The sequence below is a fragment of the Bradyrhizobium sp. SZCCHNR1017 genome (genome assembly GCF_032381375.1).
GTDB lineage: Bacteria > Pseudomonadota > Alphaproteobacteria > Rhizobiales > Xanthobacteraceae > Bradyrhizobium.
Genome location: NZ_JAUHIR010000007.1, coordinates 319,147 through 341,026, shown reverse-complemented (window position 1 = coordinate 341,026; position 21,880 = coordinate 319,147). Strand labels below are relative to the sequence as shown.

General features: G+C 62.0%; 18 protein-coding genes. 3 read left to right on the top strand and 15 right to left on the bottom strand.

Annotated elements, in window-relative coordinates; all coding sequences use genetic code 11:
- Positions 1 to 277 precede the first annotated feature (277 nt).
- Positions 278 to 2,134, top strand: a complete 1,857-nt coding sequence (locus QW863_RS19665; protein ID WP_315768284.1) for a TIGR04372 family glycosyltransferase — start codon at positions 278 to 280, stop codon at positions 2,132 to 2,134.
- Positions 2,135 to 2,644: 510 nt separating this feature from the next.
- On the opposite strand, the gene QW863_RS19660 is transcribed toward QW863_RS19665, so the two are convergent.
- The 15 genes from QW863_RS19660 to QW863_RS19590 form a co-directional block, all read right to left on the bottom strand.
- On the bottom strand, positions 2,645 to 3,331 hold the full coding sequence (locus QW863_RS19660; RefSeq protein ID WP_315768282.1) for a hypothetical protein: 687 nt from the start codon (positions 3,329 to 3,331) through the stop codon (positions 2,645 to 2,647).
- Positions 3,332 to 3,454: 123 nt separating this feature from the next.
- Positions 3,455 to 4,117 carry a class I SAM-dependent methyltransferase gene (locus tag QW863_RS19655; protein WP_315712807.1) on the bottom strand — a complete coding sequence of 221 codons (663 nt, stop codon included), beginning with the start codon at positions 4,115 to 4,117 and terminating at the stop codon, positions 3,455 to 3,457.
- Positions 4,118 to 4,144: 27 nt separating this feature from the next.
- On the bottom strand, positions 4,145 to 5,191 hold the full coding sequence (locus QW863_RS19650; RefSeq protein WP_315768280.1) for an aminoglycoside phosphotransferase family protein: 1,047 nt from the start codon (positions 5,189 to 5,191) through the stop codon (positions 4,145 to 4,147).
- On the bottom strand, positions 5,169 to 5,786 hold the full coding sequence (locus tag QW863_RS19645) for a hypothetical protein (protein ID WP_315712805.1): 618 nt from the start codon (positions 5,784 to 5,786) through the stop codon (positions 5,169 to 5,171). The genes QW863_RS19650 and QW863_RS19645 overlap by 23 nt, the downstream gene beginning before the upstream one ends.
- A 9-nt stretch (positions 5,787 to 5,795) precedes the next feature.
- On the bottom strand, positions 5,796 to 6,833 hold the full coding sequence (locus QW863_RS19640) for a zinc-binding dehydrogenase (RefSeq protein ID WP_315753230.1): 1,038 nt from the start codon (positions 6,831 to 6,833) through the stop codon (positions 5,796 to 5,798).
- 8 nt (positions 6,834 to 6,841) lie between these two features.
- On the bottom strand, positions 6,842 to 7,765 hold the full coding sequence (locus tag QW863_RS19635; RefSeq protein WP_315768278.1) for a transketolase family protein: 924 nt from the start codon (positions 7,763 to 7,765) through the stop codon (positions 6,842 to 6,844).
- The gene (locus tag QW863_RS19630) at positions 7,762 to 8,610 is read right to left on the bottom strand and encodes a transketolase (protein WP_315712801.1); all 849 of its coding nucleotides are present in this window, start codon (positions 8,608 to 8,610) and stop codon (positions 7,762 to 7,764) included. Before QW863_RS19630 ends, QW863_RS19635 begins: the two co-directional genes overlap by 4 nt.
- 42 nt (positions 8,611 to 8,652) lie before the next feature.
- Complete coding sequence (locus tag QW863_RS19625; protein ID WP_315768276.1) at positions 8,653 to 9,651, bottom strand: NAD-dependent epimerase/dehydratase family protein; 999 nt, start codon at positions 9,649 to 9,651, stop codon at positions 8,653 to 8,655.
- 12 nt (positions 9,652 to 9,663) lie between these two features.
- Positions 9,664 to 10,272 carry an SIS domain-containing protein gene (locus tag QW863_RS19620; protein ID WP_315712798.1) on the bottom strand — a complete coding sequence of 203 codons (609 nt, stop codon included), beginning with the start codon at positions 10,270 to 10,272 and terminating at the stop codon, positions 9,664 to 9,666.
- Complete coding sequence (locus QW863_RS19615) at positions 10,269 to 11,207, bottom strand: SDR family oxidoreductase (protein WP_315712796.1); 939 nt, start codon at positions 11,205 to 11,207, stop codon at positions 10,269 to 10,271. The genes QW863_RS19620 and QW863_RS19615 overlap by 4 nt, the downstream gene beginning before the upstream one ends.
- A gap of 108 nt (positions 11,208 to 11,315) precedes the next feature.
- On the bottom strand, positions 11,316 to 12,038 hold the full coding sequence (locus QW863_RS19610; protein WP_315768274.1) for a nucleotidyltransferase family protein: 723 nt from the start codon (positions 12,036 to 12,038) through the stop codon (positions 11,316 to 11,318).
- Between the two features lie 9 nt (positions 12,039 to 12,047).
- Positions 12,048 to 13,535, bottom strand: coding sequence for a PfkB family carbohydrate kinase (locus tag QW863_RS19605; protein WP_409977946.1), 1,488 nt, complete (start codon positions 13,533 to 13,535; stop codon positions 12,048 to 12,050).
- Between the two features lie 481 nt (positions 13,536 to 14,016).
- The gene (locus QW863_RS19600; RefSeq protein ID WP_315768272.1) at positions 14,017 to 15,150 is read right to left on the bottom strand and encodes a hypothetical protein; all 1,134 of its coding nucleotides are present in this window, start codon (positions 15,148 to 15,150) and stop codon (positions 14,017 to 14,019) included.
- Positions 15,151 to 15,284: 134 nt separating this feature from the next.
- Positions 15,285 to 16,421, bottom strand: a complete 1,137-nt coding sequence (locus tag QW863_RS19595) for a hydrolase (protein ID WP_315768270.1) — start codon at positions 16,419 to 16,421, stop codon at positions 15,285 to 15,287.
- A gap of 67 nt (positions 16,422 to 16,488) precedes the next feature.
- The gene (locus QW863_RS19590) at positions 16,489 to 17,991 is read right to left on the bottom strand and encodes an MBOAT family protein (RefSeq protein ID WP_315768268.1); all 1,503 of its coding nucleotides are present in this window, start codon (positions 17,989 to 17,991) and stop codon (positions 16,489 to 16,491) included.
- A gap of 453 nt (positions 17,992 to 18,444) precedes the next feature.
- On the opposite strand from QW863_RS19590, the gene QW863_RS19585 reads away from it, so the two are divergent.
- Both QW863_RS19585 and QW863_RS19580 read left to right on the top strand, forming a co-directional pair.
- Positions 18,445 to 19,506 carry a hypothetical protein gene (locus QW863_RS19585; protein WP_315768266.1) on the top strand — a complete coding sequence of 354 codons (1,062 nt, stop codon included), beginning with the start codon at positions 18,445 to 18,447 and terminating at the stop codon, positions 19,504 to 19,506.
- A 416-nt stretch (positions 19,507 to 19,922) separates the two neighbouring features.
- On the top strand, positions 19,923 to 21,878 hold the full coding sequence (locus tag QW863_RS19580) for a TIGR04372 family glycosyltransferase (protein ID WP_315768264.1): 1,956 nt from the start codon (positions 19,923 to 19,925) through the stop codon (positions 21,876 to 21,878).
- Positions 21,879 to 21,880: the final 2 nt, after the last annotated feature.

The window sequence follows — 21,880 nt, the reverse complement described above, 5'->3', positions numbered from 1 at the left end:
AGACGCTCTCGTCTGATCGCAAATGACGACCGGGCTAGAAATATGCCATCGTGAGGTCGGGCGATTAATTAAGTGCTGTTCTTGGGATCTGACAACTGTGATGACAATGCACAGGCGCAAAAGTCTGGAGGTGCCGTCCGAGCCGCTCACTCTCGTTGCAGCGTACGGGGGCGCGGCACGGTGGTCGCGGCTGCAGTCCCGGCGATGGCTTCTCTTCGGCGTCGGTTTAGCGGCTAAGCTTCTATCTCTGTTCCCGGCTCGTTCGGCATTTCTGGTCATGGTAGCTGTCGACGCGAGCAGGGTTCGCGGCGGTCGCCGGCTTCAGAACGCCTATCAGGGCTACGTGACATCGCTACTGGCCAAGCGTCCCGCCCGTCGGTTTTCCGGACGGTTGATGCGGCAATTTCCGATTGCCGCCACGCGAGTTCTCCTGCGTATCGGGGCCTGTCGCGAAGCCTACGAATTGGTCATGCAGGGTCAACTAGGTTTCCGTTCCACTGACCTTGCAGGCTGGACCGCGCGCGAACTGTTCGAGCACGGGGAATTTGAGAAAGCGCATCGACTGCTATCGGGGGTGGCAGGACAAGTCGATCTGGAACGGGAGCACCATCTCGCCTTTCTGAAGGGAGGGCTTGACCTGATAGCGGGTGACGAGGCGGCCGCCGCTGCATCCGCTCGCAAAGCCGGCCGTGGCTACTCGGATTACATGCGTCCGCACCAGAACATGGCTGCACGGCCGGCTCAGAACTACGTTCCCAATCCGCTCGACTCCGCTTGCGGCTCACAGGGGAGGCTGTTTGATCTCTGCAACTACACCGGCCAACGTTTAACCCACGTCGGGCGTGGCGAACTGGGAAGCGGTCTTTTCGAAAGAGCTCTTGTTGCGCAGTCGCAGCTGCGCAGCAATGTCGTGCCGATCTTGTCGGCGGAACTTGCTGCCCTGCTCACCAGGTTGGGCATCCCGCTGGATCAACTGCGGATCCTTGCGGAGGAATGGACCAGCCAAATCGGTCATCTTGGGATGCTTGACATCTTGTTCCGAATGCGCGACCTGGGCTGGTGGTCGGGACGGCCGGTCCTTGTCGTGCGGCGCAATCTCGTTGCCAACAAGCCTTTTTCTCGCCTGTTCGAGAGATTTGCGGAAGTTGTGGTCATTGGAGAATCCGTCTCCCAAACGATAGGCGAGGAGCTCCTGTCGCTGCAGCGGTGGTATGGAATGAGCTTCAACGTATTCCAACTGCCGAGCGGCGATGTGGTGCCGTGGCAGGAGGCGGGAGCGTTAGCCGTTGTGCAATGGGAGAAGGAGGGCCGAGGCCATCCGCTGCGTGACGAGTATGATCGGATTTTCGGGGCGTGGGCGGGGGTGCAAGACAGTTTCCAGGGGATGCGCGAAGCCTTTGGCATGAAGCCGGACGATTGGTATGTCTGCCTGCACACGCGCGACGCTGCGCACTATTCCGAGGTCGAGGGCTCCGGCCAGACTCATCGTAATTCCCCCATTGAATCATACCTCGATGCAGTCCATTTCATCACGGACAGAGGTGGATGGGTGATCAAACTCGGCGGTCCGAATTCACCCAAGCTGCCGCCAATGGATCGTGTGATCGATTATGCACGCAGCCGCTTCCGTTCCGAATTGATGGATATCTGCTTGATCCGTCACGCCAAATTTTTCATCGGGACCACGTCCGGGCTAACGAATGTAGCGATCAGCTTCGGCGTCCCATGCGCTCTTGTCAATTGCATCACCACTGACGCGCAGCTTTGGACAGGAGGGGTGCGGTTCGCGCCCAAACCGATTCGTCGCGATGACGGGACAATGCTGACGCAGGCGCAACTCACTTCGAGTCCATGGCGTTGGCGGCAGTTTGATGCAGGCGTCCTTCGGCGTAGCGGAGCTCAGCCGTACAACAATACGTCCGATGAAATTTCCGCAGTCGTTGAAGAAGTGGAAGCATTGGCTTCAGGACGTCCGCAGGCGCGTTGTCGTTCAACTCTGGTAGTTCGTTGGCGGAAGCAGCTTGCGATCCCGCACTATTATGGTGCCAGCACGATCAGCTCGTATTACCTGAAGAAGTACGAAGATGCGTTCTTGCGTTCGGACGATGACGGTGAGGTTTCTGGTAACAGGTAATTCGCTCACACTCTATACATGTATGTCTGCTCGAAGCGGTCCCTCGCGCCAGTATAGAGAGCCTGATCGACGACGTTCAGTTGCCGGATCAGCTCAAGGTCTTGAGGCGCGATGTCTCTTTGCAGCGGACGGTCCATGTTCAAGTTGAGTTCTCGGGCGATTGGAGTTCTTCCAAGAAGGCGGGAAAGAACCTCGACGCTCTGTCGATAGTGCTCCACTATTCCGACGAACTGAAATCCGGAAAGATTAAGTTCCGCCTCGCGTTGTAGATCTCCGATTTGTTTCCGATATTGTGGCCTAAAATCCAAGGCGAGCGTTCTGGCCTGAAATTTTCCGTGATCATCCGGACCTGCGGATCTTCACATCGAAGAAACTCTGACAACGACATTATTCGAGCAGCCTCGATCGCGCGGCGACTGTAGTCGGATATCGGAGATTTCTCTCTCAAGAAATAATAGGCCAAGATAACGCGTTCGGTCGGATCGCGCAAGAATGTCAAAGGAAGCGATCCTACCTGAGCTTTGCGACGTGCTGATATGTGAAATGGCCAATAACGAGATCGTGGATCACGAGCTCAAGCGGCGTCACCGTGTCAAAGTTGGTAAGCACCTCGTGGAAGATCACCGCGTCCTTGAAGGCATCCGAGAGCGCGTGCTGAAGCGAGGTGCCCGCCGTCTTGCCGATATGCAAAAAGCAGATCTGGTGGCCGTCAGGTCCCGGCCCGGATGCGGTCGCTCGCCCCAGGAACTTCTCGAGACTGCGGAAGAGTCGGTCGCACTCATCAAGCGCCCTGGAACGTTCGGCGCAGCACGTCTCGTATGCAGCACAAAAACCATCCGATGTTTCGCGCCACTGCGTAGCTTCAGCTTGCAAACTCTCGAAGGCATTCCGATAACGATCGGCATCGAGGTGCCATTGCGTTGCTTGCTGCGTCAGGCTTTGATAGGCAGCACGCAAACCGTCCGCCGTTTGCCGCCACTCGGTAGCCTCAGCCTGAAGACTCTCAAAAGCAGCCCGGTAGCCGTCAGCGTCCAGGTGCCACTGTGTTGCTTGCTGCGTTAGATTTTCGCACGCAGCACGATATCCGTCACGTTCGCTTCGCAGGCGATCAATATCTAGTGCGGTGCCCACATTGTCCGCATCGGTGGTTCTCCACTTTGCCAGCAACCGTTGAAAAACCTTTCCGGGCTTCGCCATTCGCATCTGTCCTCACTCACGCTGAGGCGCGTTTGATTTTGATCTTAGGTGGGCCTGGTGGCCTGAGTCCAGTCGCTCACGTATGCCGTCGTGCCTAGAGTGCGAAAGAGATGGCAAGCACACTCATTCGAAGAAGATGAATTCGTGGTCGCCGGTGTAGCCGGAGCGCTTGAATTCGAAGGCCCATTCCTCGGGGGTGTGGAAGATGCGGCAGGTGAGCTGCCAGTACATCAGGTTCACCTTCTCGCGCTCGTTGCGGTAGCCCTCGACGCAGAGATACTTGGCGCCGCGGCTGACGCGCTCCATCTCGCGCAGGGCGGCATCGAGATCGTAGTTGTAGAGGTTGTGCAGCGTGTTGATCGAGATGACCAGATCGAAGTGCTTGTCGGGGTAGGGCAGCTTGGCCGCGGTGCCGACCTGGCAGAACGGCTTCACGCTCTCCATCGTGTGCTCGATGCCGTAGGAGGAGACGTCGATGCCGGCGACCTCGAGATCCGGGATGGCTTCGCGGAAATCGTGCAGGATGAAGCCCTTGCCGGAACCGACGTCGAGCACGCGCATGCCGGGCTTGATGCCGTAGGTCGCGATCATCGCATCGGCGACCTTGCGCCAGCGGCCGTCATATTTGTAGCCGCCATAGCCGGTCTCGCGGCTGCCGTCCCAGTAGTCGTAGTCGTACTTGATCGCCATCTCCGCGACATCGGCCTTGTCGCGCTGGGTAACGCGCGCGAGATAGTCGCGCTTGGTCGATTTGTGGACGAGACTGACGAACTCGCGATAGGCCATGAAAATCTCCGGGCGTTACGATGTCGGTTAGTCGGATGTGGCGCCGATGAGGTCGAGCTTGGCGTCGGCCTTGGCGAGCTGCGCGGCGCAACGCTGCGCCCAGGCGCCTGTGTCGGCGAAGGCGCGCCTGGCGGCGCCAAGCGGCAGGAAGTCGTTCAGGATGATGCAGGTCCACTTGACCTGGTAGGCGTCGAGCAGGAGCCGGCAGCGCGCGACGCTGGCCGCGTCCAGTCCGAGGCCGTCCGTGAGCCGGTCGATGAAATGCTCGTGCACCGCCAGCGGCACCGGCACCTCCGGCTGGCAGAAGAAGTCGGAGACCAGCTTGGCCGGGTCGTCGCAGCCGGCATATTCGAAATCGAGGAAGGTGAGCTTATCAGCGTCGTCGATCAGTGCGTTGTGGAAGCCGAAATCCGACGGCGACAGGCAGACCTGGTCGGCGGGGATGGCGGCCTCCAAGGCAAGCCCTTCGGCCGCGGCGCCGCGCAGAATGGCCGCCTTCACCTCGGCCCAGGCCGGCTGCAGCCGTGCGGTCACGAACTGTCGGGCGTCGGCCACATGGGGCACGTCGCCATCGAGCGTCGCCAGCCGCGCCACCCGGCGCTCGACGGTGGCGAGGTGCTCGGCGAGGGAAAAGCAGGCCTCGGATCCGGCCGCCAGCGCCGGGCGGGGCGGAGCATTCACGGCGAGCACGAAGTCGATCGCGGCATCGACATGAACGGGCGCCAGCTCCGCGACCGTCAGCTTGCGTCCCTGGACGAAGCTGTACAGGCCAGCCTGTTCGGCGCGGTCGCAGGCCAGGGGCTCCGGCACGACACGGACCCCGTGCGACCAGGCATGGCTGACAAAACTCCATTCGGCGCCGAGCCGGTCGCGGGTGTCGCGAGCGTCGGTGAAGTAGCGCTTGAGGACCAGCGGGCCGTCGGCCGTGTCGAGACGGAAGACCTGGTTGTTGCGGCCGCCGGCCAGCCGCGTCAGTCCCGTAGGGCTGGCCTTGCCGGCCTGCGCGGCGAGGCGCTGGGCGAGCGCCAGCAGGGCGGCGTCGGCGTTGGCCTCAGCCGCGGTCACGGACGACATCCGCCGCGATCTCGGCCCACGAGGCGCGGCGCTCGTAAGGGACGGCCGTGGTCGCGAACTGGTTCTCCGGGTCGAACAGCACCTTGCGCATCCCTTGCGGGAATCCGGTCATGCCCAGGATCTCCGGCAGGTCGTCGACAAAGACCTCGCAGGCCAGCGCATGCGCACGGGCGACCTTCTCGTCCTTGGTCAGCTCGAAGAACACCCGGTCCGGCGCGATCTGGCTGGCGGCCGATCCCATCAGCCCGCGGTCGGTCAGGAAGCCGCGCGCGGCGGCATGCATGTCGTGCTTCGGACCGAGAATGGGGTGTCTGGTCTTATGACTGACGATGAACAGGTCATGCCCGGCGCCGCGGGCCGCGGCGACGAACTCCGCGAAGCCAGGGTAGGGCGACACCAGGTCCATCCGGGCACCGTAGACGTAGCCCTGGAGCTCGGTGAAGTCGTCCTTGCGCCCGGAGCCGTTGAGATGGTCGCGAACGCTGTTCTTGTCGCGGCCGAGATCGGCCGGGATCAGGCCGCGCTCGAGCGCGGCCGCATGAAACACGCCGTCATAGCAGGCGATCGTGTTGTCGAAGTCGATCCCGATCCGCATGGCCTGGACTTAACGCAGCGACATGTCGATCAGCGGACGGCCGACCTTGCCGGCGGCCAGATCCTGCAGCGCCTGGTCGGCCTGGGCGAGGCTGTAGGGCTTCGACAAGAGATCCCGCACCGGGAAGCGGCCGGAGCTCAGCAGCCGGCCGTAGCGGCCGTAGTCGCGATCCGGAACGCTGTCGCCGCCCCAGGTGCCGAGCAGGCTCTTGCCCTGGTTGAAGACGCCGGGATTCAGCGTGAGCGCCGCGCCATGCTTGGCGTTGCCGATCACGACCGCGCGGCCGCCCTGCTGACGGGTGGAATTGATCGCCTGCTCCATCACGGCCGGAATGCCGGAGGATTCGACCGCGAGATCAACGCCCTGCGGCACGATCTTCTTGATCTCGGCCAGCACGTCGCCCGATGCATCGATGACATGCGTTGCGCCGTAGATCTGGGCAAGCGCACGGCGGGTCGGGTTCGGGTCGATGCCGATCACCGGCATCGCGCCGGCCAGCGCGGCGGCCATCAGCGCGTTCAGGCCGATGCCACCGGTGCCGAACACGGCGACCGCGTCGCCCGGCTGCACCTTGAGCACGTTGTAGACCGCGCCCATGCCGGTCGGCGCGGCGCAGCCGAGCAGCACCGCGACGTCCATCGGCAGGTCGGGCGGCAGCAGGGTCAGGCGGTTCTCGCTGACGACAGCGTGGCGCTGGAAGGTGGTGACGCCGCCGGCGTTGACCTTCTTGCCATCCCAGTCATAGACGGCGCCGCCAGCCTCGATGCCCGTGCCCTTGATCCAGGACAGCACGACCTTGTCGCCGACCTTGACCTTGGTGACGGCGCTGCCGGCCTCGATCACCGTGCCGGTGCCCTCGTGGCCGAGGCAATGCGGCACCCATTTGTCCTCGCCCTTGTCGCCGCGCCACTCCATGACCTGCGTGCCGCAGGCGCCGGAATAGGCGATCTCGACCAGCACCTGGCCCGGCTTGAGGGCGGGGGTCTCGATCTCGGCCAGCACGAGCGGCTGGCCGGTCTGGACCAGGAGGGCAGCTTGGGTCTTCATGTGATGTCTCAGCTCAACGCGTGGATGATCTTGTCCGCGATCTGGTGGCCGGTCAGTCCCAGCACCTCGCGGGCATATTCCTGTTCGCCTGATTTCTTGAAGAACGCATCCGGCGTGCCGAAGCGTAGGAACTTCTGGTGCTTCGTCTCGGTATCGGCGAGCCATTCGGACACGGCGGAGCCGAAGCCGCCGATCAGCGAATGCTCTTCGATGGTCGCGACCAGCTTGAAGCGGCTGAAGGCCTGCTTGAGCTTGTCCTCATCCAGCGGCTTGACGGTGTGGAAGCTGACGACCTCGGCGGAGACGCCCTTCTCCTTCAATCTGTGTGCGGCTTCAATGACTTCCGGCAGCATGTTGCCGGTCGAGAGCAGGCAGACGTCTGAGCCTTCCTCGATCGTGATCGCCTTGCCGATCTTGAAATCCGCGAGGGGGCCTTTGTGAACGACAGGCTCACCCTTCTTGCCCATGCGGATGTAGACCGGACGGTCCTGCTGCATCGCCGCGCGCAGCGCGCCGCGCACCTCGAAGGCATCGCCCGGGCAGATCACGACCATGTTCGGGATCGAGCGCAGGAACGAGATGTCCTCGCAGGCGTGGTGGGTCGGGCCGAGGCCGGAATAGGCGAGGCCGGCGCCGACCGCGACGATCGTCACGGGGACTTCGTGATAGCAGACGTCGGTGCGGATCTGCTCCAGGCAGCGTGTCGTCACGAACGGCGTGATCGTGTAGGCGACCGGGCGAAGGCCGTTCATGGCCATGCCGGCGGCGACGCCCATCATGTTGGCCTCGGCGACGCCGCAGTTGAAGAAGCGGCTGGGGTGCTTGTCCTTGAACTTGTCGAACAGGCGGTTGCCGATGTCGCCCGAGAGCATGACGACGCGGCTGTCCTCGTTACCGAGCTTGGTCAGTTCGTCAGCGAAAGCGTTTCTCATGACAGGCCGAGCTCCTTGAACGCCTTCGTCACTTCGTCTGCGGTGGGGGCGCGATAATGCCAGTTGTTGTCGTCTTCCATGAACGACACGCCCTTGCCCTTTACGGTGTGGGCGATCAGCGCCACCGGCTTGCCCGAGCCGTTCGGGATGTTCTGCATGGCTTCCGCCAGCGCGCCGACGTCATGGCCGTCGATCTCGTGCGCGTCCCAGCCGAAGGCGGCCCATTTGTCGCGCAGCGGTGCCAGCATCAGGGTTTCGTTGGAGCGCGCGGTCGCCTGCCACTTGTTGTAGTCGACGACGACGCAGACGTTCTCCAGCTTCTGGGCGGCGGCGAACATCGCGGCCTCCCAAACCGAGCCCTCATTGTTCTCGCCGTCCGAGAGAAGGGCGAACACGCGAAAACTCTCGCCCTTGATTCGACCGGCAAGCGCCATGCCGCAGCCGAGCGGCAGCCCGTGGCCGAGCGAGCCGGTCGCAGCCTCGACGCCGGGCAGCAGGTTCGCCGGCGGATGCTCGGCGAGACGGCCGCCGTCCTGGCAGTAGGTGTCGAGTTCCTCGATCGGGAAGTAGCCCTTCATCGCCAAGGTCGCGAACAGCGCTGCGGCGGCGTGGCCCTTGGAGAGGATGAAGCGGTCGCGCAGCGGATCGGTCGGGTTTTTCGGGTCGATGTTGAGCACATGCCAATAGGCCGCTGTCATCGCATCGGCGCAGGACAGCGACGAGGCCAGATGCGCGGCCTGGGCCTTGTGCGACATCTCGATGATCTTGCCGCGCAGCTTCGCCGCCTGCGCCTTCAGGGCGGCTGCGTCAGGCTTGGCCGCTGTGCTCCGGACTGCCACGTTCATCGTGCTCTCCAGTCGCGCTTCACCGGGAAGCGCAGGGGTCGATCAGGGTTTATGTTCGTACTTGGTCGGCAGCTTGGCCATGACATCCTCGAAGCGTCGCGCCCAGGCGATGACGTCGTCGATGCCCTGTTCCAGCGAGAACGTGTCGCGCCAGCCGAGCTCGGTGCGCAGCTTGAAGCTGTCGAGCGTGTAGGCGGTGTCCTTGCCCGGCCGCTCCGGGCCGATCTCGACGCAATCCTCGAACGACTTGCCGAGACGGGCCAGGATCATCTCGACCAGGGTGCGGATCGAGACCAGCTCGTAGCCGGAGATGTGATAGGTTTCGCCGAGCTTGCCGCTGCGCCCGATCTTCACCGTCGCGTCCGAGACGTCGGTCATGTGGATGAAGACGCGGATCGACTTGCCGCCGCCGTCGAGCCGGAGCTTCTGCCCGGTCATCGCGGCCACGATGGTGCGCGGCACGATGCGGTAGAGCTGCTGACCCGGACCGTACACGTTGGCGGCGCGCGTGAACACCACCGGGAACTGGTAGTTGGCGAAATAGGTCCGCAGGCTCATGTCGCCGGCGGCGCGCGACACCGCATAGGGCGTCGACGGATTGAAGGCTGCGTCCTCGCGCACCCAGCCCTCGGTCGAACCGTAGACCTCCGGCGTCGTGACGTGGACGTAGCGGTCGAGGCCGTCATAGTTGCGCAGGATATCGTGCAGGCGGACGGCGGAGACGACGTTGGTCATCATCCAGTGGTCCGGGTACAGCCAGCTCTCGCCGACCATGCTCTGCGCAGCGAAGTTCACGACGTGGGTCGGCCGCTCGGCCGCCAGCAGCGCCTTCAGCGCATCGAGATCGTGGTTGAGGTCGACGCGCTGGAAGCGGACCTTGCCGGCCCGCTTCTGCCACTTGTACGGCAGGAACGCGTCATGCGGCTCGTCCGAGCGGCTGGTCGCGATCACGTCGTGACCGGCCGCAGCCAGGAAGTCGACGAAGGTTGCGCCCGAAAACGAGTTCGAGCCGAGGATCAGGTACTTTTCGTTCGCAGCCATCGTCCTTGCCCGTCAGACCTCGCGCGTCGTGATGATGTCGCCGCGCTGGGCGTACAGCCACTGCATGATCATGTGGCCGATCACCATCTGCGCGTCCTCGGCGATCTGCATGTCGTCGACCGCGAAGTGGATCGGCACGTCGGCGAGCGCCTTGGCCTTGCCGCCGGAGAAGCCCAGCACGGCATAGCTGGTCATGCCGATCTTCTTGCCTTCTTCGAGCGCCTTCAGGATGTTCGGCGAGTTGCCGGAGCCGGAGAAGGTGATCAGCACGTCGCCCTTGCGCGCGAGCACCGCGAGTTGCAGCGAGAACACCTGATCATAGCCTTCGTCGTTGGCGAGGCAGGTGATCACGGACGGGTTCGACGACAGCGAGTGCACGCGCAGGCCCGAGCCGGGCGTCTTCGACAGCGCGTAGAGGAAATCGTTGGCGAGGTGGTTGGCGTTGCCGCCGCTGCCGCCATTGCCGCAGAAGAACACCTGGCGGCCGGTCTGCCAGCAATCACGCAGATCATAGGCGAGCTTCTCGACCGGGCTCCAGTCGAAATCCTTCAGCACGGTGCTGAAGCGGCTGGTGTAGTCGGCGAACAGGCTGCCGGGGGTCTTGAAGGCCAGGACGTTCATTTCACGACCTCCTTCTCCATCCATTTCAGATTATACCAGCGGTCGTCGTTCTTGAGCTGGCCTTGCGAGTACATGCCGATGATTTCCTTGATCGCGTCCTCCACCGTCTTCTTCGGCCGGAAGCCGGTCGCGAGCAGGCGATCGGAGTTGACGCGATAGCTGCGCGGGTCGTTCGAGGGCGTCACGATGACCTCGGCCGGCACGTGCTTGGTGACGAGCCTGGCGATGTCGAGGATCGAGATGTTCTCGAAGCCGGCATTGTAGATCCCGGTGTGCTCAGGATGATCGAGCAGGAAAAGATACAGATCGGTGATGTCGTCGATGTGAATGTTCGGGCGAGTCTGGTCGCCGCCGAACACGGTGATGCGGCCGTTCATCAGCGCCTGCATCGTCAGCATGTTGACGGAGACGTCGAGCCGCTGGCGCGGAGAGTAGCCGCAGACGGTCGCGGGGCGCACGATCTGCACCACCATGTCGTCCTTGTAGGACAGCACGATGCGCTCGCCGCACATCTTGGTCTTGTTGTACTCGGAGATCGGCAGCAGCTCGAGATCCTCGGTGACCTGCTCCTCTTCCTTGACGCCGTAGACGCTGCCGGAGGAGGCGTAGATGAAGCGCTTGATGCCGTGGCGATAGGCGCGATCGGCGAGCTGCATCGTGGCGAGGCAGGAGATCTCCCAGGTCAGCTTTGGGTCGAGATCGCCGCAGGGATCATTGGCGACGCTGGAGAGATGAATGATGGCGTCGACCCCGGTCAGGTCGATGGCGTCGGGATTGCGGACGTCGCCCTGGACGACGGTGAGATCCGGATGCGGCTCGAGAAAGTTGCCGAACCACATGATGTCGAATGCAACGACCTTGTGGCCGGCCTTCAAGAGCTTCGGCACGAGCACGCTGCCCTTGTAGCCGCACGCTCCGGTCACGAATATCTTCATCTGAGCAATCCCCGTGGCTCGCCTGTCGTGTCGCCGGCTGGCGCGTCGCGCGCACCTTTATACAAATTGGCAGAAGAAGGTGACCAGCCCGGCGGCGAAACCCGCCCGTCAAGCGTCCCCGCCACGGCGTGGTTCGTGATTAAACTCCAAATGGGCCCGGCGCAAGCTTTCCGGGTTGCCGATGTCCCGATGATAACCGCTGGTTTCCACGCAGAAAATGCGCCCCAAATAGTTGGGGATGATTTCCGTGGAGAGATCGACGATCGGCTTTCCCAGCGCGGCGATGTCGGCGATGACGGCGGGATCGAATACATAGACCGCGCCATTGGCGAGGTTCCCGGGCGGATTCTTGACCTTCTCGTGGAAGGCGATGACCCTGTGCTGATCGTCCAGCTCGAGAATCCCGCACGAGCTCGGATCATCGGTGCGGAACGCGAGCATCGTCATGATGCAGCCGGGCGGGCGGTTGCGATGGGCGGTGAGCAGCCCCGCGACGTCGAAATCCGTCAGATTGTCGGCGTGAGCCACCAGGAAGGGCTGGTCGCCGAACCAGGCGCGGTTGGCAAGCACGGTGCCGCCCGTCCCGAGCAGTTCATCTTCGTGAACGAGATCGATGCGGTCCCGCCAGCGCGATTGCGCCACGTGCGCGCGCACCTGTTCGGCGAGCCAGTGTGTGTTGAGCAGCGCGCGCTCGATGCCGCCTTCGAACACGAGATCGAGCCAGTAGTCCAGCAATGGACGGTCGTGCACACGCACCAGGCATTTCGGCGTCGTATTGGTCAGCGGGCGCAGCCGGCTTCCGATCCCCGCCGCGAGCAGGAGGGCACGCATGACGACATCCTACTCCTGGCTGAATCCGGTCTCGTCGATTTCCCGCACCAATTCCGCCGTCGTCAACGGCAGATTGCCGACGCGGGAAACCTGGAGGGCAGCCGCCAGCGATCCGAGATAGGAGGCCTGCCAGATATCGGCGCCCGCGCGCAGGCCCATCGAGCAGGCCATGAAGAAGCTGTCGCCGGCACCGGACACGTCCTTCGGGGATGGATTGAACGCCGGCAGGCGGTCCGAGGTGAAGGTGCCGTCCGCCATGGTGTTGATCAGCGCGCCCTCGGCGCCGAGCGTGATCACGAGATTCTTGGTGCGGGCCCGTTCGACCAGCCGCTCGCTGATCACGGCGAGACCCGAAATGAAGTCGTTCAGTGCGACGCGCGCCTCCCGCTCGGTCGGCGTCAGCAGGGTCATGCCCTTGAAGCGGGAGACGTCGCCGGTCTGCGACGACACCTGGCTGTCGGCCGCCATCATCACGCCCTGGGCGCGGGCGCGATCGGCGATCGCGTCGACCAGATCCTGCGGCAGGCAGCCGTAGTTGAAGCAGGAGAACAGCAGCAGATCGCAGGTCTTCAAGGCGCGCTCGACCGAGGTCAGCATCTGCCGCTGCAGGTCGGCATCCGACGCGTGCTGGCGCAGATGATTGACGCGCAACAGCGTCTTGTTGAGCGCGCGAAAACGCTGCTTGCGCGTGGTCGGCCGGCTCTGGTCGGTGAAGGCGTTGAAGTTGACGCCATGCTGTTCGAGCGTGTTGCGGGCGAACCGCGCCGCTTCGTCGTCGCCGACCAGGGTGAAGAATTTCACGTCGGCGCCGAGCCCGTGCGCATGCGCCGCAACCGCACCCGCGCCGCCGACGAAGGTGCGGGTCATCAGCGGCGTCACGACGATGGTCGGGTCCTCCTGGGACATGCCGACCGCATCGCAGGTGACATATTCGTCGACGATCAGGTCGCCGATGACGGCGACCCGCATGCCGGACAGCTTGCGGAGCAGATCCTTCAGATTCGCGATCTCGAAGCCGTGGCGCCTGGGAAATTCCTGCGGCTTGCGGACCGTGGAGATGTCGATGTTGGCGTCGCGTTCCAGCAGCGACAGCGACGCAAAGCGCAGTTCACCGGACGAGAAGATCAGCCGTCCGCCGTAGGCGTCCACGGCCTCCTGCTCGGGATTGGCGCGATCCTCGAACTCCTTGCCCTTGACGACGACCGTCGGCTTCAGATGCGCGATGAAGTCGGACGCCGATGTTTCCAAGCGCACGACATGGTGCACAAAGGCGATGGAACGCACATTTTCGAGGCGCATGTCCTGCGCCAGGGTCACGCCAGGCGTCGAATCGGGATTGACGCCCACGACCAGCACGTCGGCCTGCTCGGCGGCGAACTTCAAAAGCCGTAAATGTCCGGGGTGCACGACGTTGAAGTTGCCGGACACGAACGCAATCGTCTGCCCGGAGTCGCAGGAGGCGCGAACAGTCTGACAGGCCAGATCCATCTCACTCATATCGATCACCTGATCCAAGGAATTCGCCTCCGGTTCGATCGGGCTGAGGTCGGATAATCGGCCACCGTGTCATTCGCGGGCCGAGGAACTCCGATGCAAAGCGTCGCTGTCGCCCGGCACATCTGCACCGCGAATCCCGTTCCGATCTGCATCTTTCATGCTCGACATTGATTTCGTTGCGAAAAAACAAGCACGGTCCCCCGATCGGAGCGATGGAGGGGCCGGCGGCGGTCATTTCCAGCGGTCTCTTTATCAGGTGTGCGCAGCAGCACAAACAGTCCTGTTAGCTTACGGTTGTGTGGTCGCGTTGGAATGCGGCTTCCGGAGAGCTCATCATCCTTTCTCCGCGATGCTCAGCATCTTTGCTGACGAATCAGGCGGAGGATGGATCCGAGGATGCTCCGACGAGAGACGAACTGCTTCGCTGGTGGGCGGGCCAATCGGAAAAGCCTCGGAGGACGCAAGTCTCTCGCAGCATGCCTCAGTGATAGAGATCGAACTGTTCACCCTGTCCCTTTTCGAGATCGGCTGCCAAGGCGCTGCGGTCGATCCGCGGAAACAGCTTGCTGAACTCGGTCCGGTCCAGCAGGGCGAGGTAGGTCTTGAGCATGCCCCTTTCCGAGGGATGCGCGGGATCGAAGAAGTTGCCGGAATCGCGCGATATCTCGGTGCGGCTCATATCGAAGAACTGGATGCCAAGCTGCGCAAATCTTTCGACGGTCTGTGAACTCCTGATCTCGCGCCAGTGACCAGAATAGGGCCGGTAGGCTTCATCGGTATCGAGGAAGGCTGCCGCGCTTTCCAGGAACGGATATTGGATCGCAACCACCGAAAAGCCTCGTTCGCGAGACAGTCGGGCCAAGCGATCGACTTCCAGGAACTGCCTTTCGCTGAGGTGGGATGTACCCCAGAACGACAGGATGTATTGAGCGCCACTAGACATCGTCTCGGCCCATGCGCTTCGATAGGGTGGGGCAACTATGACCGAGCCGTCCTTGCGGAATCCGAACTTCCCGCGAATCGCCTCTGGACCGACCAGTTTGTTGTTGTCCACAGGATCGAACTGCGGAATCAAGAGCGCGGACCGGATTGCTTCGATGTTTCCCCCAGTCCGGATCACGAACTCTACCACGCTGTGCAACTCTCGCCGGTGTGCATCGAGCCCCTGTGCGAAGTCCATCGTGCGTTCCTTTGTCCAGGCATCGGCAAGGGAATCGTCGAACAGGAAGTAATCCAGCGCCACGACGACGACGCGCGGTTTCGCAGCTGTGGTCGCGCGATCGACGAAATCTACGACGTGCGCGAGAGGCCAAGCCGTCAGGCAGGCGTTATAGCTGCGATAGGGGCGAAACATCTGTTCGCGGGCTTGGCCGCAGCGGGAACTTCCCACCAGCAAGATCTCAGGGCGAGTTCGCCTAATTCGCTCCAGCTTGTAAGCGGCATAGTCCTTGAACGTCCCAAGCCAGACGAGCCGGTCGCTTTGTGACTGCTCCGCCGCGATCACTGAAAGCGGAACCGTGGCGCCCAATTGCCAGCCCGCCCATTCCAACATCGCCAGCAGCGGCACGAACGCGGCAGCGAACAGCGTTATGACTATCGCGATATACCGGGTCACGGGCTTGTATCCATTCCGTCTCCTGCCGCAAAGCTCGGCCATCTTTGGTCCCCAACAAGCAACATTCGGACGTTGACTGTCCACGTGTCGAGCTGACGACTCAGAGGTGCTGGCCAAAGAGCGTTGTATGGTGCTCAGGTTTGCGGTGAAGAAGCGAGTGATCGCCGGATCTCTGAGGGGTCGATCCTCGGAAACTCAGCTCGAAAATCCGGATCATTCAGCAAATGCAGCATCGTTCGGGCGGCGCCGGCCTCCGCCAAATGATAGGCGTCCACGAAACTGGCCGTCTCATGCTCCATCGTTAGGCGCGCCAAATCGAAGAAGCGGATTCCCATCTCCTGCATCCAGTCCCGAGTTTGCTTGCTCGCGAACTCTCGCCAAGCACCGAACCTCTGAGGACCGTCCTGTTCGCGATCTAGAAGATCAACGCCAGCCCGAATGAACGGCAACTGAACGCCAATGAGCTTTACCTTGCGAGATTTCGCGATTTCCGCGAGTCGAGCGATCGGCTGTTTCAGCCGTGACGACACGCCTGGCGCGCGAGGAAGGCTCCCGGCGAGCGTTTCGGCATTCAAGTAACGTGAGCGCGCATCGGCAATATGTGCCGGTGAATAGAGGTAGGATCCGTCACTGCGGAAGCCTTCCCCATGAAGGATGGACTGGGTGCCGACGAAGGCCGTCGGCGAGCTGGCGTAGTTCCGGAATGGCGCCGGATTGCGCGCTGCCGTCCGCGCGAAATCCAAAAGGCTTGATCTCACATAGGTGAGCGCGAGATCGTAACGCATCTTTCGTGGAAGAGCGAACCATTCTTCCCAACGCTCGGCAAACAAGAAGTGATCCAGTGAGAGAATGGCGACCCTGGGAGGCGCGAACCGTGTGGCGCGCTCGAACAGATCGACCATCTGGTCAGTCGTCCAAGCCGTGAACGAGAGATTGTAGAAGCTGTATGGAACAAAATGGGCGGCACGAAACGAGCCTGCGCGCGATGAACTGATCCAGATGACTTCGGGACGCTCCTGCTCGAGCCTCGCCAACTTGAACGCTGCATTGTAGCGCAGATCAAAGGGAAGTACGATTTGCCCGGGGTTCTTTCGCTGCGACTCAGCCAGATCCTGCAGAGTTTTCGTAGCGCCGAATGGCCGGGCTAGTTGAAAAAGAGTCGCGGGAAGCAGGTAGCCGGTCAGCGCGGAGGTCGCCAGAACCGTCGTGACGTAACGCCGCGTGCAATCCATCGACTGTGCCGAAAGCGGTGGCCGCGGTTGATCATCCATGCAGCTGTCGTCTGAAACCATGCTCATTAACATCAGCGCAAAGCACTGCGGTGCGCGCGATGATAGCTTAGAATTGGAAGTAGAGGAACTGGGAGGTGTCTCCGGCGATGATGTTCATCAGAACCGCCGCCACGAGCGCGATCGAAGTTCCGATGGCCCACGGCAGGGACGGTCGCCACTTCAGGTTCAGAATGCTCCAGGGACGAGGGTTGTGGTAGGTGTCGAGCCCGACCTTCCAGCGCTCGAACATCGTGTTCACGTTGGGCAGGGTGAAACAGGCGACATAGCCTGCCAGGATTGCGATCATGAGGCGCGGATCGACGAGGTTCGTTGCCGTGATCTTCTCCGGGTTGGACAGGGCGAGCATCCCCTTGATGAGCCTGACCGCGGCATTCGGATTGTCGGCCCGGAAGAAAACCCATGCCAGAACCACGACGAACTGTGTCAACAAGAGCGCCGCCACCGCATACCAGGCGGTCGCCGACAGGCGGGTGAGGGCCGGTCGCTGCGCGACGAATTTGCTCCAGCGATGATTGACGATGAGAAACAGCCCGTGCAGCGCTCCCCAGATGATGAAGGTGAAGCCTGCTCCGTGCCAGAGACCGCCGAGCAGCATGGTGGCGAAGAGGTTGGCGTTTCTCCGGTGCTCGCCGTAGCGATTGCCGCCAAGCGGGATGTAGAGATAGTCGCGGAGGAAGCGCGACAGCGAGATGTGCCAACGGCGCCAGAACTCGACGATGCTCAGCGACTTGTAGGGGGAATCGAAGTTGAAGGGCAGCCGGATCCCGAACATGATCGAAATGCCGATCGCCATGTCGGAGTAGCCCGAGAAATCGAAGTAGATCTGCAGCGAGTAGGCGAGCGCGCCGCCCCAGGCGTCCATCAGGTGAAGGTGGCTCGAATTGGCGGCCTGGAACACGGGATTCGCGATCACGCCGAACCCGTCCGCGATGAACGACTTCTTGAAAAGTCCGATGGTCAGAATCGTAAGGCCGACCGCGACCTTCTCGATGGAAATTCGTCGGCTCTCCTCCGAGCCGAATTGCGGCATCATCTCGCGGTGATGGAGAATCGGGCCGGCGACCAGATGCGGAAAATACGTGACGAACAGGCCGTACTTCACAAAGCTTCGTTCATCGGAATACCCGCCATAGACGTCGGCGAGGTAGGCGATCTGGGTGAAGGTGAAAAACGAAATGCCAAGCGGGAGAACGATCGCAAGCGAGGGGTGCTTCGACGCGGTGATCGCATTGAGGATCTGGATGCCGAAATTCGTATATTTGTAGAACGCGAGCGCGGCCAGGTTGAGCGTGATGGCAGCGGAAAACAGGCCGGTGCGGAGCTTTCCGGTCTGTCCGGCAATCAGCAGACCCATCGTATAATTGAAGACGATGGAGATTAGGATGATCGGGACGAAGTGGATGTCCCAATAGCTGTAGAAAGTGAGCGACGCCGCGGCGAGCCAGCTGAGGCGCACGACAGGGGCGGCGAAAAAGCGAGCCAGCAGAAAATAGCCGACCAGGGTCACCGGCAGGAACAGGAACAGAAACTCAAACTGCGTGAAGAGCATAACAAGTTTCTTGATGTTGCTGCATATTGCGCTGCTTTATCAATGATTGAGGGCGCTGCCAAGTTGCGTGCGCCGCTCCAGCTGCGAATTTCGGGGGGTGCCGCCTGCTGACGGCAGCGACGTGCGGCCGGCCTCTCGAACAGGGCGGACCCTTTTCGATCAATGATTCTTCTGCTATGGCAGCTCAAAATTCGACCCAATGACGCCAATCCAACGCCGCCATGATAGGGGGCGCGCAATCACTCTCGCCGATGACCGCAGCGGCGAAGAAACCCCTCGATGGATCATGCAGATGACATCCCGATAGGTCTGCGCTCCCGCGCAAAGCAAACTTGGGAGGAGTGGGAAGCCCTCTGTTCCACCGGCTGACGTCGTGTCTAGACTCTCGTCGTCGGAGCCGAAAGCAGCTGCCACGACACCCACCGAGACAACCTATCGAGCGGAAATTGCGTCATGTCGACAGTCGGCCGGTCTGCACCGGAAAAGTCAGCTGAACCGGCCGGATTCGGGCGCTATCTCATTGCAGTCGGAATTGTCGGCCTGGCGGCCGCGTTCGCGTTTTCGCTCGGCTTGTCGCTCTTCTCGTTCGACGCGTGGACGTTGCGCGATGGGCTGCTGCAGATTCCGCGCCAAAGCGACACCAACTGGTATCGTAATTTCGGAGGCCGCAGCATTCCGCAGATCCAGGACCAGGATATCTTTTACAGCAATCTGGGAGGATCGGTCGGAGCCGCCGAGCAGGCTGACATTGTCTTTCTCGGTCCGTCCTTCGTCAGCTATGCCGTAGACCGGCAGACGCTCGCGCAATCGCCGGTGCTCGGTCGATTGGGGATCTACAACATGGCCTTCGTGGGCATTCGCGGCGGTGAGTTCTCGCGGCTCGTGATCCAACGCTGGAAAATCCGTCCGCGTCTGTGGATCATCAATGCCGACGATCAGTTCGTGCACTTCTTCAGCAACGACCTCAACGTCACTCTTGGTCCGCAGAAGCAGCCCATTGCCGCCGTCCAGCGCAACCGACTACGGGGGTATCTGACGGTGGTCGGCCGCAATCTGCACTGGCGTATCGAGGACTTGATTGCGGCGTATCAGAGCGGCCATTTCTCGCCCACCGGCCTCTATCGCAACATCGCTGATGGTGACATGGGGCTGGATGACAATCCGGGCTATGTCGCCTTGGGCAACAAGCCGATGCTGTCGGCCCGCGATCCCGACTGCCATACGACCCCCGCGATTGTCGACTATGCGAAGAGATTTCTCCATGAAGTGGGCGGAGAGGCCGTGCTCACATTGGTCCCGCATAGCCAGTCCTGCGTCCAGCAGGCCGCAGAACTGGCGAAGGAATTGAACATCGAACTGATCGCGCCGCCATTCGATGGCCTGACGACGATCGACGGCGGCGGCCATTTGGACAGGCACGGGGCGCAGATCTTTACGAGCTATCTCGCTCGCGAGATCGTCAAGACGGCGGCTTTCAAGCGGGCATTTCCCGTTGGAGTTGGCGACGGCAAATGATGCCGATTTTGCTGAATTCCAACCAAGGAGGAGCCGCCGCCTCCACGCGGGGTCGTCCGACACGCTTCGTCCGAGCCCTCGCGCATCAGGTGGGACTCCCCGAGACCAATCGGCGCCGGGCCTAAGATTCTGAATTCTCATTTCATCCGGATTTGCTCGCGTTCATCCCATGTTCGGCTTGGAAAATTCCCGGCACCTCTGTTATAGCTGCGATCCAATCGGCTCAATCCTTGGTTGGCATTCGCGGCGGCGATGTCTCCACGGGGAATTCTCGCATTGGACTCGGCGAGCGTACTGTCCTTATCCCGAGACGTGATCCTTGGCGCGCAGGCGACTTGAATGGCCGGTCGTCCAGGCTCCGCCTTGATCCGAACGCGCGGAATCCGGGATTTCAAGGTTGTGTGGAACTTGGTCGTATGAAACTGCAAAAGCAAAGGCCGATGCGCGGCGGCCGCCGACGGTTTGTCTACCAGGTCTTCGTCATAGTCGGAGCGACCCTCAATCTGCTGCCGCGACGCGCGGTGTTCCTTGGTCTGGTCATCGCTTTCGCCGCGAGACTTCCACTCCGGCGGCGCCTGGCTCAGGCGTATTTTCCCTATGCGACGTCGCATCTTGCAGCTCGGCCGGAGTTTCGTTTTTCGACGGCTCTCAGCCGATATTTCCCCGGCGCTTCGATTCAAGCCCTGAGCAGCATCGGCGCCTATCGCGAGGCGGCCGGGACTGTCGGCCGCGAAACCTTGGCGTTCGATGATGCGGACACCAGATACGCGCTGGTTCGATCCTTGTTCGAGCTGGGCGAGTTTTCGGAAGCGCGCGATGCCGCGGCGGGAGCGAAGCCAGAACAGCTCGAAGCGATGGTCGATCTCGCCTTCTACAAGGCCATGGTCGACGTGATCGAAGGGGATGAGGCGGCGGCGCTCGACGCGATGTTCTGGGCGGGTCGGAGCAGCCTGCATTTTTTCCGTCCCCACCAGAACATCGCAGCTCGGAATTCACCGCGCTATGTTCCCAACAGCCTCGATTTCCTCTGCGGCGCTCCCGGCCGGCTGTTCGACCTGTGCAACTTCACGGGCCAGCGCGTGATGCATGTCGGTCGCGGCGAGATTGCAATTCGGTTGTATGAGCGCGCCTTGGATGCGCAGCGGGAACTGCGGGCATCGCCGCCACCGCTTTCTGATGAGTTGAAGCGTCTGCTCGACCGGCTCGGCGTCACCTTCGATACGCTGCGGCTCGTTCCTGAGGAATGGGCGACGCAGATCGGCCATCTGGGCATGCTCGACATTCTGTTTCGGATGCGAGAGCTGGGCTGGTGGTCAGGCGAAGCCGTGATCGTCGTCCGTCCCGATAGCATCGCCAACGCGGTCTTCTTCAAGCTGTTTGAAGGTTTCGGCAAGGTCGTGGTGATCGGCGAAACCGTATCGGAGCGATTGGGTGAGGAGCTGCTGTCCTTGCAGCGCTGGTGCGGGTTGAACTTCAACGCGTTCAGGCTGCCGGATGGGCGGGTCGTGCCCTGGCAGGACGCGGGTGCGATCGCCATCGAGCAATGGGAGCGTGAGGGCAGAGGGCATCCGTTGCGTGATGCCTACGACCGGGGTGCGGCCGCCGCTGCGGCTCGCTTCGATGCGTTCCGTTCCAGGTACGGCATGAAGCCCGACGACTGGTATGTGTGCCTGCACACCCGGGACGCAGCGCATTATTTCGAGTTCATGGGCACAGGGCAGACCCACCGCAATGCGCCGATCGAGACGTCTTTGGACGCCATTCGTCTGATCGCCTCCCGTGGCGGTTGGGTCATCAAGCTCGGTGGTCCGAACTCGCCGAGGCTTCCGCTGATGGCTCGCACGATCGATTACGCGCTGAGCGAATTCAGATCGGAGCCGATGGACATCCACCTGATCCGCCACGCCCGCGCCTTCATCGGGACGACGTCCGGGTTGACGAATGTCGCTGTCAGTTTCGGCATTCCTTGTGCGATCGTGAATGCGATCACGACCGACGCCCAGCTATGGAACAGCAACGTCCGTTTTGCCCTCAAGCCCGTCAGACTGGCAGACGGCACCGTGCTGACGCAGCACCAACTGACAACGTCGCCCTGGCGCTGGCGCGTGTTCGATGCGGCCGTGCTGGGCCGGAGCGGCGCGCATCCGGAGACCAACTCGGCGGACGACATCCGCCACACGGCGGATGAGGTCCTGGCCATCGCCGACGGTCGATTGGCTGAATTCGAAGGCGATCACGATGGCGCACGACTGCTGTCGCGCTGGAGGCGTGCGCTGGGGCTCCCCTATTACTACGGCACCAGCCGTCCGAGCCTCGGTTTCCTGGCCAATCATGAGACGGAGTTGCTGCACGACGCTGGTGAGGGTCACTGAGC